This window comes from Mulberry dwarf phytoplasma (assembly GCF_056504655.1).
In genome coordinates this window covers 491,694-506,963 of record NZ_CM151418.1, presented here as the reverse complement: position 1 = coordinate 506,963, position 15,270 = coordinate 491,694, and the positions used below count along the sequence as shown (strand labels likewise).

General features: G+C 29.4%; 16 protein-coding genes. All 16 read left to right on the top strand.

Annotated elements, in window-relative coordinates; genetic code table 11:
* The first annotated feature begins 10 nt into the window (after positions 1-10).
* The 16 genes from rplQ to JAHGCCOI_RS02405 all read left to right on the top strand — a co-directional run bounded on the left by rplQ (position 11) and on the right by JAHGCCOI_RS02405 (position 15,225).
* On the top strand, positions 11-367 hold the full coding sequence (rplQ, locus tag JAHGCCOI_RS02480) for a 50S ribosomal protein L17 (protein WP_011160603.1): 357 nt from the start codon (positions 11-13) through the stop codon (positions 365-367).
* Positions 368-538: 171 nt separating this feature from the next.
* The gene (gene truA, locus JAHGCCOI_RS02475; RefSeq protein WP_212508879.1) at positions 539-1,270 is read left to right on the top strand and encodes a tRNA pseudouridine(38-40) synthase TruA; all 732 of its coding nucleotides are present in this window, start codon (positions 539-541) and stop codon (positions 1,268-1,270) included.
* A gap of 47 nt (positions 1,271-1,317) precedes the next feature.
* The gene (gene tmk, locus JAHGCCOI_RS02470) at positions 1,318-1,941 is read left to right on the top strand and encodes a dTMP kinase (protein ID WP_212508878.1); all 624 of its coding nucleotides are present in this window, start codon (positions 1,318-1,320) and stop codon (positions 1,939-1,941) included.
* Positions 1,938-2,927, top strand: a complete 990-nt coding sequence (locus tag JAHGCCOI_RS02465; RefSeq protein WP_479491904.1) for a DNA polymerase III subunit delta' — start codon at positions 1,938-1,940, stop codon at positions 2,925-2,927. The genes tmk and JAHGCCOI_RS02465 overlap by 4 nt, the downstream gene beginning before the upstream one ends.
* Before the next feature lie 84 nt (positions 2,928-3,011).
* Positions 3,012-3,869 carry a 16S rRNA (cytidine(1402)-2'-O)-methyltransferase gene (gene rsmI, locus JAHGCCOI_RS02460; RefSeq protein ID WP_479491903.1) on the top strand — a complete coding sequence of 286 codons (858 nt, stop codon included), beginning with the start codon at positions 3,012-3,014 and terminating at the stop codon, positions 3,867-3,869.
* Between the two features lie 85 nt (positions 3,870-3,954).
* On the top strand, positions 3,955-5,517 hold the full coding sequence (metG, locus tag JAHGCCOI_RS02455; RefSeq protein ID WP_227807369.1) for a methionine--tRNA ligase: 1,563 nt from the start codon (positions 3,955-3,957) through the stop codon (positions 5,515-5,517).
* Between the two features lie 179 nt (positions 5,518-5,696).
* On the top strand, positions 5,697-7,823 hold the full coding sequence (locus JAHGCCOI_RS02450; RefSeq protein WP_479491902.1) for an AAA family ATPase: 2,127 nt from the start codon (positions 5,697-5,699) through the stop codon (positions 7,821-7,823).
* A 142-nt stretch (positions 7,824-7,965) separates the two neighbouring features.
* The gene (locus JAHGCCOI_RS02445) at positions 7,966-8,283 is read left to right on the top strand and encodes a thioredoxin family protein (RefSeq protein ID WP_034172118.1); all 318 of its coding nucleotides are present in this window, start codon (positions 7,966-7,968) and stop codon (positions 8,281-8,283) included.
* A gap of 33 nt (positions 8,284-8,316) precedes the next feature.
* Complete coding sequence (gene truB / locus JAHGCCOI_RS02440) at positions 8,317-9,168, top strand: tRNA pseudouridine(55) synthase TruB (RefSeq protein WP_479491901.1); 852 nt, start codon at positions 8,317-8,319, stop codon at positions 9,166-9,168.
* A 118-nt stretch (positions 9,169-9,286) separates the two neighbouring features.
* On the top strand, positions 9,287-10,024 hold the full coding sequence (locus JAHGCCOI_RS02435; protein ID WP_212775493.1) for a pseudouridine synthase: 738 nt from the start codon (positions 9,287-9,289) through the stop codon (positions 10,022-10,024).
* 45 nt (positions 10,025-10,069) lie between these two features.
* Positions 10,070-10,735, top strand: coding sequence for a (d)CMP kinase (gene cmk, locus JAHGCCOI_RS02430; RefSeq protein WP_479492256.1), 666 nt, complete (start codon positions 10,070-10,072; stop codon positions 10,733-10,735).
* Positions 10,736-12,172 carry a ribosome biogenesis GTPase Der gene (gene der / locus JAHGCCOI_RS02425; RefSeq protein ID WP_227807371.1) on the top strand — a complete coding sequence of 479 codons (1,437 nt, stop codon included), beginning with the start codon at positions 10,736-10,738 and terminating at the stop codon, positions 12,170-12,172. It begins immediately after the preceding gene.
* A gap of 213 nt (positions 12,173-12,385) precedes the next feature.
* Complete coding sequence (locus tag JAHGCCOI_RS02420) at positions 12,386-13,375, top strand: NAD(P)H-dependent glycerol-3-phosphate dehydrogenase (RefSeq protein ID WP_212508870.1); 990 nt, start codon at positions 12,386-12,388, stop codon at positions 13,373-13,375.
* Between the two features lie 177 nt (positions 13,376-13,552).
* Positions 13,553-13,837 carry an HU family DNA-binding protein gene (locus JAHGCCOI_RS02415; protein WP_212775495.1) on the top strand — a complete coding sequence of 95 codons (285 nt, stop codon included), beginning with the start codon at positions 13,553-13,555 and terminating at the stop codon, positions 13,835-13,837.
* A 108-nt stretch (positions 13,838-13,945) separates the two neighbouring features.
* Positions 13,946-14,164 (top strand): hypothetical protein, encoded by a 219-nt coding sequence (locus tag JAHGCCOI_RS02410; RefSeq protein ID WP_198143618.1) that lies wholly within the window; start codon positions 13,946-13,948, stop codon positions 14,162-14,164.
* 92 nt (positions 14,165-14,256) lie between these two features.
* Entirely contained in the window at positions 14,257-15,225 is a 969-nt protein-coding gene (locus JAHGCCOI_RS02405) for a hypothetical protein (RefSeq protein ID WP_479491900.1), read from the top strand.
* Positions 15,226-15,270: the final 45 nt, after the last annotated feature.

The window sequence follows — 15,270 nt, the reverse complement described above, 5'->3', positions numbered from 1 at the left end:
GATAAATTTTATGCCTTTTAGCAAATTAGGACGCAATAAATCTCAAAGAAGAGCTTTGTTAAGAACTTTAATGACTGATTTAATTGTGCAAGAAAAAATTATGATAACTGAATCCAAAGCTAAAGAATTACAAAAATTAGCTGATAAAATGGTTACTTTATCTAAAAAAAATACTTTGCATACTAGACGCCAAGCCAAAAGACATCTTTTTGATGAAAAAATCAACGATGACACTACAGTTTTGCAAAAACTATTTAAAGATATCTCCTCTAAATATCTTGATCGTCAAGGTGGGTATACTAGAGTTATTAAAACTGTTCCTCGTCGTGGTGATGGTGCTCCAATGGCAATTATTGCTTTTGTTTAATAACAATTAACCGAGCATTTTTAGGTTCTTGCTCAAAAAACTTAAATTATCAAAACCTTCTTATCTTAAGGATTAAGGAGGTTTTTTTAATATTAACCCCTTTTTTCTTCACTCCTTATTTCCCATTTTAAATTCTTAATAAATATTTTGTAGTTACACAAGGAGGCATTTTTGCAACACTTTTTTTATAAATTAATTTTAAGCTATGATGGCACTTGTTATTATGGATATCAAAAACAACCTCAAAAAATAACCGTACAACAAACTTTTGAAAAAGCTTTAAAAAAAATGACCCACCAAAACATCCCTAATTTTGCAGCTAGTAGAACCGATAAAGGAGTCCATTCCCAAGGGCAAACCCTCCATTTCCAAACCACTTTTTTTCTAAAACCCACACATTTCCAAAAAACTCTTAATTATTTTTTGCCTCCTGATATTAGAGTTAGACAAATGAACTTTGCCACTCCTAATTTTCATGCTCGTTATTCAGCGAAATCAAAAATTTATCAATATGTTTTTTCCAAAAAACCTATCAACGCTTTTAACCATCATTTTCAAATTTTTGCTGACAAACTTGATTTTGATAAAATCACCAAAGCCCTAAAATTTATTGAAGGCACCCATAATTTTTTTGCTTTTACTAGTGAGACCCAACCTAAAAATTTTTCTAAAACCATTTTTCAAGCCTTTCTCAAAGAAACTTCACACAAATATATTTTAGTTTTTCATGGAAACGGTTTTTTAAAATATATGATTCGTTTTTTGGTAGGAAGTTTAATTGAAATTGGTAAAAATAAACTTTCTTTGGAACAATTTCAAGCGATGTTATTAGGCAACACAACTAAAAAAGCCACCCTTTTGGCTCCTGCTAAAGCCTTAGTTTTAAAAAAAATTTTTTATTGATTTTGTGACAATAAATAAAAATACACAAAAAGGAGAATTTATACTAAATGTTTATTTCTTTTGAAGGTTGTGAAGGCACCGGAAAAACCACCCATTCACGTTATTTATTTGAAAAATTAAGTAAAAAATATTCGTGTGTTTTAACCAAAGAACCTGGTGGCGGTTTATTTAATGAAGTAATTAGAAATATTTTGTTGCATTCTTCTAACAAACAAATAGATTTCTACACTGAGGCTTTGTTATTTGCAGCAGATAGAGCAGAACATTTAAGCAAATTAATTATTCCTGCTTTACAACAAAACAAAATAGTTATTTGTGATCGTTATTTAGATTCGACTATAGCTTATCAAGTTTATGCTCGCGGTTTAAGTCAAGATTTTGTTTTAAATATTAATAATTTTGCTCTAAATTACATGCCCAACATTACTTTTTATCTAGATTTAGACCCTAAAATAGGCATTCAAAGAGTCAAACAATTTAGACCTAAAGAAATTAATTCGTTTGATTTGCAAAAACTGTCTTTTCATAAAAAAGTACGCAAAGGCTACCTTGACCTTTGTCAAAAAGACCAACAAAAAAGAATTTTTTTAATTGATGCAAGCAAGCCCTTGGAAAACATTTATAACATCATTGAACAAAAACTCAAAGAAGTCTTTCAAATAGAATTATGAACAAAACCCAATCTTTGTTAGCCAAATTTAACCAAATTATCCAAAATAATAAACTCGCCCATCTTTATTTAGTTGTTGGCTCCACTCTTTCCCAACAAAAATTATTTGTTTTGGGACTTGCCTATCGTATTTTCAAACCTCATGACCCTCATCTTTTGAAAAAAGATACCTTACTTAATTCGCAATACCCCAATTTTTATTATTTAACCAAACAAAACCATCTTTTTACCAAAGAACAAATTTTGCAATTTCAAAAAAACTTTTTGCAAACTTCTTTATTCGGAACTCAAAGAATTTATGTAATTGAAGAAATAGAAAAAATAACTACCCAAACTTCCAACAGTTTATTGCATTTTTTTGAAAATCCTTCCAACAACAATACTATAGGTTTTTTATTAACAAATAATTTAGAACAAGTTTTACCAACCATAGTTTCTCGTTGTCAAATTATTAATATCTCTGATACTGTGGATGCAAAATCACAAAATTTAGACTCTAAAACCAAATCCCAAATAGATGCTTTTGATTTTTCCTTAAGTAATTTAATAAATAAAAATTCCGATCAAATGGATTTATTTATTGCCAGCGATTATTATCAAAATTTTAAACAATTTTTTTTGGATTTTCTTATTCAATTCCCAAAAACAATTTCATTAAAATTAGTAGTTTTTGACTCTCCTCTGCTTGCAAAAATTATCTCTTGTCCTCATTTTTTAAATGATTTTTTATCAGTGTTATTACGTTTTTTTTCTGATATTTTATATGAAAAAACACCTAACTCCAAAACACCCATTTATTTTTCCAAAACACAAATTTTAACAAATCCAGAATATCAAAAATACTATCAAACCCTACCCCTTCCAACCACTTTTAATATTTTAAAAATTATTCACCAAATTTACAAAAAACAAAATATATTATCTAATCAAGAAAATCTTTTCATGGCTTTGTTAATTCAATTAGAAGTCCAAAGACTTTCATTTTAAATCTTTAAAATGTGCACCTCCCCCCCTATTTAAAGCAATATAAAATTTTGCACACACCCAAACCCAACAAATAAGGTAAAAAATATGTTATTTCAACAACAAAGTTTTTGCAACGCCAAACCTACTTTATATTTGGTAGCAACTCCCATAGGCAATTTAGAAGACATCACCTTAAGAGCACTTGCCACTTTAAAAGAAGTTTTTTTAATTTTAGCAGAAGATACTAGAAGAGCCAAAAAACTTTTACACACTTATCAAATCCAAACACCTTTACTTTCTTATTATGAACACAATCAAACAAGAAGGCTACATCAAATTTTAGAACTTTTATCACAAGGAAAAAATATTGCCTTAATTAGTGATGCAGGCACTCCTCTTATTAGCGATCCTGGGTTTTCTTTGGTTTGTGAAATGCAAAAACATGGTTTTAATGTGGTATCGATTCCAGGAGTATCTGCTTTTTTAACTGCTTTTATGACTTCTGCCATCCCCTCACCTTTTATCTTTTTGGCTTTTTTACCCCGTTTGTCTCAAGCTTTGGAAAAATATTTACTCCAATATAAAAACGCCTCAGAAAGCCTTGTTATTTACGAATCTCCTCATAGAATTAAAAAGACTTTACTTTTAATACATAAATTATATGGTAATAGAAAAATTTCTTTAGCGCGCGAATTGACTAAAAAATTCGAAACCATTATCAATGGCAATCTTGACTCTATTTTAGAATTTGATTTAATTAATAAGGGCGAATATGTCATTGTTGTTGCAGGTAACCCCAACCCCAACGAACATTTGCTTGCTCTAAGCATAAACGATCACGTTCTTTTTTACCTTAAATTAGGCTTTAACGAAAAAGAGGCTTTTAGCAAAGTTGCTCAAGAAAGAAACATTACCAAAAAAGAAATTTATCACCAATACAAAATCAAAAACCCCCAATCTTGATTTGATTTCCCAAACCACATGCAGATTTTTCCCAACAACCCACAATTAAAAAATATTTTTGTCACCATTTATTTAAGGAGTTTTTATGAAAACAACCCCCAACCAAAAACCTAAATTTTTTCTTTCCACAGCAATTGCCTATGCTTCTGGCATTCCGCACATTGGAAACGTTTACGAATCTATTTTAGCTGATGCCATTGCTCGTTTCAAACGCCTAGAAGGATTTGATGTTTTGTTTCAAACAGGAACCGATGAACACGGACAAAAAATTGCTGCCAAAGCTTTGCAACAAGGCAAAAATCCCCAAGAATACGTAGACCAAATATCTTTGGAAATTAAAAGAATTTATGATTTAATGCAAGTAAGTTACGATAAATTTGCAAAAACTACCAATCCCCACCACAAACAAACAGTTCAAGCCATCTTTTACAAGTTATGGCAACAAGGAGATATTTATTTAGGAAAATATCAAGGGCTTTATTCAGTTGCTGAAGAATCTTATGTGGCTGCCAAAGATTTAATTGATGGGAAAACTTTTAATGGTGAAACTCCTATTTTAATCAGCGAAGAAACTTATTTTTTTAAGCTTTCCAAATATCAAGCCCAGTTATTGCAATATTTAGAAAACAATCCCTCCTTAATTAAACCTGATGCCCAAAGAAAAGAGCTGTTAAATTTATTAAAAGAACCATTAGCAGATTTGTCTGTTTCTAGAACTTCTTTCAAGTGGGGCATTCCCGTTCCTTTTGACCCCAAACACGTTATTTATGTTTGGATTGATGCTCTAAGCAATTATCTAACCGGACTAGACTACAACCCTACATCCAAAAATAGTCAGTTTAATCGATATTGGCCCTGTGATATGCATGTTATTGGTAAAGATATTTTAAGGTTTCACCTTATCTACTGGCCTATTTTATTGATGGCACTTGAAATTTCACTACCCAAACAGTTTTTAACCCATCCATGGATTTTGTTTGATAAAAATAAAATGTCTAAATCTAAAGGTAACGTTTTGTACGTTGATGATTTGTTAAAATATTTTCCGGTGGATTCCATTCGTTATTTTGTTCTATCAGAAATTCCTTATGCTCAAGATGGTAATATCACTTATGAATTGTTAGTAGAAAGGCACAATAATGACCTAGCTAATGTTTTGGGAAATTTAGTTCATAGAGTTTTTGGGATGGTAAAAAGTTATCGCCAAAATAATTTATCCAAAACTTTAATTACAACTAATTTAGATCCCAAATTTGATTTATCCAAACAAGCTTTAGCAACTCTTCCTTTGGTTCTTCTCAAAATGCAAGATTGTAAAGTAGGAGATGCCTTGAAAGAAATTATGAATTTGGCTCGTTTTGCTAATAAATACATTGATTTGGTAGAACCTTGGAATTTATTTAAAAATCCTGAAAAACAACAACTATTAGACCACACACTATATTCTTTGGTAGAAACTTTAAGGTTTTTAGGAGTTTTATTGCAACCTTTTTTACCTCAAACTGCTCATAAAATTTTAACTCAACTCAAAGCCTCCGATATTACTTTTGAAAGTTTAGATACTTTCGGGCTTCTTTCAAGTCAAAAATTAGATAATTATCATATTTTATTTAATCGTTTGGAAATTGATGAAGTTTTACCTAGATAATTAAATTATTAACATACAATAATTTTATTTATTTTAATGAGTTTGCACTTTTTTGAAACTTCTTTATATTATTACATTTATATGTTCACATTTAAAATAATGAATTCATAATTAATTTTAATTTCTCGAAGAATGGGTATGGCTCCAATGATTATAATTTTAAAAAAGAACTTTTTGCGATGTTGCCTGGTCCTTTTTATAATATCTTTTTGGAATTATTTTCTTTTTGCAAATTTAATGGTAAAAGGGGCAATACCCAAAAAACTAATCCAGAAAAAGAATCCGAACAACCACAATCACAAGAAACAATTGCCAAACAAACTGCCAAAAAAAGAACAAAAAGAACTTCCAAACAACAAAACAAAACGGATTTTGAGCCAATCTCAAGTGAAACTAAATTTAATGATGTGGCAGGGATGGAAGAAGAAAAACAACTTCTCCAACGTTTTATTGATTTTTTAAAAGAACCTAAAAAATATCATGAAGCAGGAGCCAAAATTCCTAAAGGAATTTTGTTTTATGGACCTCCAGGAACAGGAAAAACCTTACTTGCAAAAGCTCTTGCAGGCGAATCAGACGCATCCTTTTATGCTTTTAGTGGTACTGATTTTTTGCAAAGAATTCATGGTGATGGTGCTAAAAAAGTAAGAGATTTGTTTGAAAAAACAAAAACCCATAAAACAAGCATTATTTTTATTGATGAAATTGATTCTTTTGGTATTGCTAGAAACGATTTTAGCCAAAAAGAAAAAGAAATAACTACAGAATTATTAAATCAAATGGATGGGATTAAATCCAAAGATAATGAAAATAATGTCATTGTGATAGCTGCTACTAACAGAGTAGAATCTCTAGATTCTGCCTTGCTTCGTCCAGGACGTTTTGATTATGTAGTTAATGTTTTGCTCCCTGACCTTAAAGCAAGAAAAGCTATTTTAAAATTATGTGCTAAAGGCAAACAAATAGCTGATGAGGATATTAATTTAGAACAATTAGCCCAAGAAACCCAAGGATTAAGTGGCGCTCAACTCAAAGCCATTTTAAATGAGGCTTCAATGCTTCAAGCAGAAAAAAACAAAGAACAAGAATTGCAAAAAATTTCTTCTGAAACAATTATTCAAGCTAAAGAAAACGTTTTATTAGGGATAACAAATTCTTCCAAAACATATAATCACAAAGAAAAAGAAATTGTTGCTACTCATGCAGCTGCTAAAATAATTATCAGCCAAGTCAAAAACACTCATTTTTTAAGTTCGGTTTCTTTAATTCCACGCTCTTCGGATAAAATATTGACTTTATTTGCTAAAGAACAGACCCCTAATATTTTATTAAAAGAAACTTTAATCCAAGAAATTACCGTTCTTTTAGCAGGAAAAGCTGCTGAAGAAGTGATTTTCGAAACAACTATTGATAAAGCTTGTTCTGATTTTGTTGAGGCTTTCCACAAATCCCAAGAACTAACACGTTTTTTTGGTTATAATTCGATATCAGTTAAAGATAAAGAAGATTTACAAAGAGATATTTTAAAAAAATGTTTTTCTGATGCCAAAGCTTTAGTGAAATTAAATGAACCTTTAATTAAAGAATTGTCTCAAAAATTACAAGAACAAAATATCACTCCAATGCCACAAATTAAAGAATTTTTACAAAACAAACAAATAAAAGATATGAAAGAAATTAAAATTCAACCATTCCAACTTGCAAAAGGTTTTAACAAAACTACTATTTGGCATTTTATTTGCACTTTGCTTTTTGTCCTTTTTCTTTTATTATCAACAATTTTAATTTTTAAAACCATTTATTGGTTGTTTGCTATTCCTAAAAATTATTTTATTTTCAAGAAAAAAATTATCACCCCCTTTTTAATTGTGGTAAGTTTGTTGTTTTCTATTTTGTTGTTTTCTTTTGATTGCTATTATCATTTGCCTTTTATAAATTCCACTTCCAACATTGCTGTTTCTGATTTATTGAATAAAATTGATAATTATGAAACCAAAAAAATTACTTATGTTGCTAAAAATAGTTGGCTGGAAGGTTTTTATTACCATATCAAATTAATTGATAAAAACGGAGTCCCTTTTTATCGCAAACTAAAACCTATTTCTCAAAACATTTTGGAACAAAAAATAGCTTCTCTTAAATACAAAGATTTTATTTTCCAAGAAGAAAAATATTTTGATTGGTTAAACTTATTAATTAAAATAACCCTTTCTTTGTCTTCATTTGTGTTTTTGCTTTATGGTTGCCTTAACATTAAACGGATTAGAAAACAATTCTCAAACGAACAAATTTCCAAAAAAATATGATTCATAAAAATGCATTTTTTCATTTTGTTTTAAAAATTAAAATAACTAAAACATATCTTTATTAATTAACATTTTTTAAATTATAATAAATGGTGTATGCCAAAACCCAAACCCCAAAAAAACAAAAGGAGTTTTAAATATAATGAGTAATTTAATGAATTATCAAGGACAAGATTTTGAAACCATAACTGCCACACAACAATTGGTAGTTGTTGATTTTTTTGCTACATGGTGTCCTCCATGTCAAAGATTATTGCCTGTTTTGGATGAAGTTTGCCTTTTAGAAAAAGACATTCTTTTTTACAAAGTAGACGTTGATTTTTTTAGACAATTAGCATTAGAAAAAGGCGTTTCTGGCTTTCCCACCCTTATTTTATACAAAGATAAAAAAGAATTAGCAAGACATAGTGGGTTTCTAAATAAAGAAGACTTGCTTAAATTTTTACATTCTTATAAATAATTTTACCACAAACCGAAAGCAAAATCAAACGTTATGAACGGATTTTTTTTAGTCAACAAACCAGAAAAGATGACATCACATGATGTAGTTTTTCAAATTAAAAAAAAATTTCATTTTGACAAAGTAGGACACACAGGAACTCTTGATCCTTTAGCCTCAGGACTTTTAATTATTTGTGTGGGTAAAGCCACTAAACTGGCTTTTTTGTTCGATAAACTACCAAAAACTTATCAAGGAACCTTTCTTTTTAATAAACATTATGATACTTTGGATGTGACAGGTAAATTGTTGGATACCAAAAACACCACTTTAACTGATTGTACCATCCAAAAAAGTTTTGCATCTTTTCATCAAAAAAAGTATTTGCAAATACCTCCTATGTTTTCAGCAGTTAAAATTAAAGGAAAAAAAATGTATCGTTTAGCACGCAAAAATCAAGTTGTAGATATTCCTCCAAGAGAAGTTTTTATTCATAATTTTGAAAAAACATCTTTGCTTTGTCGCGACCAAGTAGATTTTTTGGCACATGTTTCCAAAGGAACTTATATTAGAAGTCTTGCGCGCGATCTAGCTTTGCAATTAAATACTTATGGTGCTCTTCTTCGTTTGCAAAGAACTGCAATTGGCACGCATTTATTACAAAACGCTAAAACTATTGAAAATTTAGAACTCAATGATTTGATTTTGGATAGTACTTTTTTTGCTGCTTACGATGAACTTATTTTAAATGATTATTTAATTAAGTTAGTAAAAAACGGCACTCATTTAGACCAAAGACAAATAACTACTAAAAAACCTTTTATAGTTAAAGATAGTAATAAAAATTTTGTTGCTTATTATGATACCTTGGATGAAAATAAATACTATCCGCGTTATTTTTTTTAATTTGCAATATTTTTAATTATTAACTATTAGAAAAACAAAAGACATTTTTGAACAATATTTTAATAATAAGTTTTTAAACATCAAACCACACAATCAAGTAAGGAAGGATTGGAAAATAATGCAAAGATTACAAAAAGTTTTGGCTTATGCAAATGTGGCATCTAGAAGAAAAGCAGAAATTTTAATTTTAGAAAAACGCATTAAAGTTAATGGCAAAATTATTTCTGAATTAGGAACCAAAGTATCTTCCAGCGACATTATAACTTTGGATGACAAACTGATCACCAAAACCACTTATTCTTATTTTTTGCTCAACAAGCCCAATGGATTTCTTTCCACTGCCAAAGACAATAAAAAACGCCCTACTGTTTTGGATTTAATCGAAGAAGCAAGCATACAAAGATTATATCCGATAGGACGTCTTGATTTTAATACTACAGGACTACTTTTAATTACTAATGACGGCGATCTTACTCAAAAATTAACCCATCCTTCCTTTTGTATTCCTAAAGAATATCATGTTAAAATTAATGCTTGTTTGCAAAAAAAAGACCTTGCCACATTCCGCAAAGGAATTATCATTGATAAAAATTATTTGGCTGTTTGTAAAGAAATTGATATTTTGAAAAGTTCTTATACACCCAAACCTTCTACTTGGTTAAAGCTAGTAATAACTGAAGGAAAAAACAGGCAAGTTCGTAAAATGCTGCAAGCTTTAGGCTATCAAGTTTTAAAGTTAAAACGTTATCGTTATTCTTTTTTAACTATTGAAAATCTCACAATAGGTGCTTATCGCCCTTTAAAAATTCATGAAATTAAAAAATTAAAAACCTTAACTACTCAAATACCGCATTAATTTAGTAAATTTAAGATCACTATAAGGAGTTAGTTATATATGCATATGAAAAGTTTTAAAATCGCCATTGATGGTCCGGCAGGTTCTGGCAAAAGCACTATTAGTAAAAAGTTGTCCCAAAAATTAGGTTGGAATCACATTGATACTGGAGCAATGTTTCGGGCACTAACTTTATATTTGTTAGAAAATGAAGTTTCATGGCATCATGAAAAAAGTCTTAATCAAGCTTTAGATAAAATCAATCTTTCTTATTCTTGTAATAAAATTTTTCTTAATCAAGAAGAAGTTTCTTTAAAAATTAAGTCTTTGGACGTCGAAAAACATGTCTCTTCAGTAGCTTTAATTCCTGCTGTAAGAACTAAATTATTGAAATTGCAAAAAGAAATTTGTGCCAATACTCCTAATTTAATTATGGATGGAAGAGATATTGGAACAGTTGTAATGCCAGATGCTAATTTAAAAATTTTTCTTACTGCCAACATTACTAAAAGAGCTTTGAGAAAACAACAAGAAGATGCCCAAAAAGGAAAAATCACAGACATTGCTCAAATTATGAAACAACTCAAGGAACGCGATCATAAAGATTATCATCGCCAACTTGCTCCCTTATCTAAAGCTTTAGATGCCATTTTACTAGACACTACCGAATTATCGATTGATGAATTAATTGCCAAAATTATTGCCTTAATTGATAAAAAAAGGAGAACTTAAATGTCTTTTAAAATTGCTATTGTGGGTCGTCCTAATGTTGGCAAATCAAGTTTGTTTAACCGTATTATTGGGAAAAGACACGCTATTACTCATCAAAAAGCAGGCATTACTCGGGACCGCATTTATGCTACTGCCGAGTGGCTTACTAAAACATTTGGAGTTATTGATACGGGCGGTATCGAAATTCAATCAACTCCTTTTTTGGAACAAATTAAATTACAAGCTCAACTTGCAGTTGATGAAGCTGATGTAATTGTTTTTGTAGTTGATGGGCAAACAGGACTTACTCAAAATGACATTTATTTAGCTAAACTTTTGTATAAAACTAAAAAACCAGTTCTTTTGGCAGTTAATAAAATTGACAACCACAATTTATTATCTAACACTTATGAATTTTATGCTCTGGGATTTGATACTCCTTTTGCAATTAGTACTCAACATGGTATAGGTATAGGTGATTTGTTAGATAAAATTGTTTTTCTTATGCGCGATGCTGCTTTAATTTCTGATTCTTCCTTTTTAGAAGACCTTCCAATAGATACACCTTTGCAAAGCCCTCCTTCCGAATTTAATTATGAAATCCCAGAAAAACAACTGTTAGAACCAGAACAAAACCAAAACCAAGAAAAAGACAACAACATTATTAAATTTTGTGTTGTGGGACGCCCAAACGTTGGCAAATCAACCCTTACTAATTCTCTTTTAGCATCTCAAAGAATGATTGTCTCTGATATGGCAGGAACTACCACCGATGCTGTTGATACTTTTTTTGAAAATGATGGGCAAAAATACCAAATTATTGACACTGCAGGTATTAAAAAAAGAGGTAAAATTTATGAACAAGAAGACAAATACAGCGTTTTGCGTGCTTTAGGTGCTTTGGAAAAAGCAGATATTGCTTGTTTAGTTTTAGATGCTAAAGAAGGTATTTTAGAACAAGATAAAAATATTGCAGGGTTTATTTTAGAACATCATAAAGCTTGCATTATTATTGTCAATAAATGGGATTTGTTAGAAAAAGATACCAATACCCTAAAGAACTTTGAGCAAAAAATTCGTCAAGAGTTTGTTTTTTTATCTTATGCGCCTGTTATTTTCTTATCAGCTTTGAAAAAAAGTCGTCTTACTCAAATTTTTGCTATTTTAAAACAAGTTTTTAACAATTATAAAAGTCAGTTTAGCACTAGTCTTTTAAACGATATTTTACAAGAAGCAACTCTTATAACTCCTCCCACTTTCTTTAATCAAAAAAAAGCTAAGTTTCAATATATTTTTCAAACTAAAACCAAAGCTCCTGAATTTCTTTGTTTTGTTAATGACCCTAAACATATTCATTTTTCTTATGAAAGATTTTTAAAAAATCAATTTAGAAAAAGCCTTGATTTAGAAGGAACACCCCTCAAAATTATTTTTCATAAAAAAAAGTCTAATTTTTAAAACTATTTTGAATCCCCCTTTTTCTCCTTCTCCTTCTTTTTGCATTTTGTTTGCAAGTATTTTATTATTTGTTCTTATTTTATGATTTAATTATAGTGGTTGAAAAAAAATTCAACCTTATTTTTAATTATCAAAAAAACTTTTGTCATATTTGCTGTAACTTTTTTCATGACCGTTTTTGCTATTTTGATTACAAGAAAGAAGCTATATTTTATGAAAATTACTATTATTGGCAGTGGTGCTTGGGGTTCTACTTTGGCACAAGTTTTAACTGATAACAACAATCAAGTTTTACTCTATGACACTAACCTTTCTTATGTGGAAAAAATAAATCAAGGAAAACATCCCATTTTTAATGCTCCACTAGTAAATGTCAAAGCAGTTTCTTGCCTTAAACAAGCCCTTGATTATTCTGATTTGATAGTTTTGGCAGTTCCTATGAAATTTATGCGTCATCTTCTCAAACAAATTGCCCTTATGTTAACCACTCCCAAATCGTTTGTCAATGTTTCTAAAGGTATTGAACCTTTAACTTTTTTGCGTGTTTCTGAAATTGTCAAACAAGTTATTCCTGCCCCTCTTTTAGCTAATTTTGCTTCCTTAATGGGTCCATCGCATGCTGAAGAAGTTATTTTACGCAAATTAACTCTGTTAACTGCAGCTTCTTCCAATCCCGCTTTTGCCTTGGAAATTCAAAAATTATTTTCTTGCCCTAATTATTTGAAAGTATATACTTCTTCTGATTTGGTAGGAAATGAAATTTGCAGTGCTTTTAAAAATGTTTTAGCCTTTATTAATGGTATTTTAGTAGCCAAGAACTTTGGAATTAATTCTCAAGCAGCTTTGATGAGTCGTGGTATTTTAGAAATGTCGCGGTTAGTTACTTTTTATCAAGGAAACCCCCAAACCGTTTTAGGACTTCCAGGATTAGGTGATTTAATTGTGACTGCTTTTAGCAAATACTCCAGAAATTTTAATGCTGGTGCTAAAATTGCTGCAGGCATTACTTACCAACAAATTATTGACTCTTCTTTGCAAACCATCGAAGGATTCCAAACTCTTAATGCTTTTTATCAATTGCAATTAAAACATAATTTAGATCTGCCCATTATTCAAGCCTCTTATCAATTAATTTTTGAATCCAAGCCCTTTGACACTGTTTTTGCAACTTTAATGCAAAGACCTTTCAAAAGTGAATTCTAAATTATTTTTTTTACCCACCCACCATTTTTTTAATCCATTTTGCAAACACCCCCGCAGTCAATTAAGAATAAAATGCAAATAATTACCAATAATTTAAAATAATTGTTGGATTGCGCTTGTAAATTATTTTTTTGATGTTATAATAAGTACGTAAATAAAAAGAAAAGGAGGCAAAAAATGAACAAATTAGAATTTTTAAGAAAATTAGCTGAAAAAAATGGCGTTAGTCAAAAAGAAGCTGATAAATTTCTTAATAACTTTATTGAAGTTATTTCTCAAAGTCTTCAAGAATTCAAAGAAGATGAAAAAGTTACTTTAACAGGTTTTGGCACTTTTGAAGTAAAAAACAGAAGTGCTCGCGAAGGAAAAAATCCAAGAACTGGTAAAACTATTGACATTCCAGCTAAAAAGGTTCCTACTTTCAAATTTAGCAAAAGTTTTAAAGATCTTTTCGTTTCTTAAAATCTTTACTATTAAGTTTTTTAATATTTTACAATAAAAAAACAAACTAACTAGTTTGTTTTTTTATTTACACTTTTTGATAAAGTGAACCCATAAGGAAGTAGGTTAGTGCTTTTGCAACCCACAGCTAAAAATTATTTAATAGGAACTTGCGCCAAAGTTCAAAACGAACCCCAAATAGCAGTTATTACTCGCATTGATTATCAAAGAGGTTTTATTTACTTGTTATTTAAAAGAATGAGAGAAGAAAAATATCCTTTTCCCCAAGCCTTAGAACAAAACATTATTCAACCTATTGTTTCTAAAAATAAATCTCATCAGCAATAATTTATCATTAATCAAATTTATAACTTATCTTCATTATCCATTATTTTAATTGCATTTGTAAATATTTAAATGTTAAACCAAAAAGGAACGATATGAAAAGAAAATCAAGATTTAAAAAAATTGTTTTAAGAAATTATTTTAAAAATCCCAATGTTGTTTTTCTTTTTTTAATGTTGTCTATTTGTACTTTAATGCTTGTTTTTTTTCGTGATTTTAAAGAATGTGTTAACAAAGGACAAATTTATTTGCAATATAAGTACAAAGCCCCTACTTTTATGCCTGAAATTGATTTTGACACCACAGGAAAAGAAGACAACATTTTAGATTACGAAGAAGGTTATTATCCTGGGCACCACACTTTTATCAAAACAGTTTGGTATTTTACCTATCAAAGTAATTTATTTGTATTAATTGTTTATGCTTTATTTTTTACCAAAGTAAGACAAAAAAAATGGTATCATTATGTAGTTTTTGCATGTTTAGTTAGTATTTTGACGACAGGTTTAATTTTTCACACTTTAATTGATAAAGGTAGACATTTTTACGAACCTAAATTTAGTCTTTCTTTTTTTCTTTCTCATCTCCACCACACTTTAGCTCCTTTATGTTATCTATATTTTTATTTTAAAGTCAATTCTTATGCTATTTCTTATAAAAAAATGTGGATAGCTTTTATTCATCCCTTGCTTTATATGACCTTTTTTAGTTTATTTGGCTTTTTATCTATGCAAGATTATTTTCAAGATCTGCAAAAAGACAAACCAATTATAACTTCAGAAAAACAAGCAGCTAAAAGAGATCCTTTTAAAATGTTTCCTTATGTTTTCTTTTCTCCTTTTAAACAAAAATTAAATAATCCTGCAAATGCCCAAAAGTTAGAAGACAAGGAAAATCGCCATCACAAACTTTATCGTTTTGTTTATTCAGGTTATGACTTTGTTTGTTTGGTCTTTTCTTGCCTTTTTGTCTTTACAGTTTCTATGACTTATACTCTTTTATGGATTAAAAAACGTTTACTTAATAAAAAAACTACTCCTCATTATAAAAAAACTAAAAAATAATAATTTTAAAAACTCTTTATTATTTATTAAAAAAATTTGATATAA

What these genes read in the sequence shown, in the direction of transcription:
- tmk (WP_212508878.1), top strand. Translation starts at nt 1,318, where the DNA reads ATGTTTATTTCTTTTGAAGGTTGTGAAGGCACCGGAAAAACCACCCAT.
- JAHGCCOI_RS02465 (WP_479491904.1), top strand. Translation starts at nt 1,938, where the DNA reads ATGAACAAAACCCAATCTTTGTTAGCCAAATTTAACCAAATTATCCAA.
- JAHGCCOI_RS02435 (WP_212775493.1), top strand. Translation starts at nt 9,287, where the DNA reads ATGCAAAGATTACAAAAAGTTTTGGCTTATGCAAATGTGGCATCTAGA.
- JAHGCCOI_RS02415 (WP_212775495.1), top strand. Translation starts at nt 13,553, where the DNA reads ATGAACAAATTAGAATTTTTAAGAAAATTAGCTGAAAAAAATGGCGTT.
- JAHGCCOI_RS02420 (WP_212508870.1), top strand. Translation starts at nt 12,386, where the DNA reads ATGAAAATTACTATTATTGGCAGTGGTGCTTGGGGTTCTACTTTGGCA.
- cmk (WP_479492256.1), top strand. Translation starts at nt 10,070, where the DNA reads ATGAAAAGTTTTAAAATCGCCATTGATGGTCCGGCAGGTTCTGGCAAA.
- JAHGCCOI_RS02405 (WP_479491900.1), top strand. Translation starts at nt 14,257, where the DNA reads ATGAAAAGAAAATCAAGATTTAAAAAAATTGTTTTAAGAAATTATTTT.
- JAHGCCOI_RS02450 (WP_479491902.1), top strand. Translation starts at nt 5,697, where the DNA reads ATGTTGCCTGGTCCTTTTTATAATATCTTTTTGGAATTATTTTCTTTT.
- metG (WP_227807369.1), top strand. Translation starts at nt 3,955, where the DNA reads ATGAAAACAACCCCCAACCAAAAACCTAAATTTTTTCTTTCCACAGCA.
- truB (WP_479491901.1), top strand. Translation starts at nt 8,317, where the DNA reads ATGAACGGATTTTTTTTAGTCAACAAACCAGAAAAGATGACATCACAT.
- JAHGCCOI_RS02445 (WP_034172118.1), top strand. Translation starts at nt 7,966, where the DNA reads ATGAGTAATTTAATGAATTATCAAGGACAAGATTTTGAAACCATAACT.
- rsmI (WP_479491903.1), top strand. Translation starts at nt 3,012, where the DNA reads ATGTTATTTCAACAACAAAGTTTTTGCAACGCCAAACCTACTTTATAT.
- der (WP_227807371.1), top strand. Translation starts at nt 10,736, where the DNA reads ATGTCTTTTAAAATTGCTATTGTGGGTCGTCCTAATGTTGGCAAATCA.
- rplQ (WP_011160603.1), top strand. Translation starts at nt 11, where the DNA reads ATGCCTTTTAGCAAATTAGGACGCAATAAATCTCAAAGAAGAGCTTTG.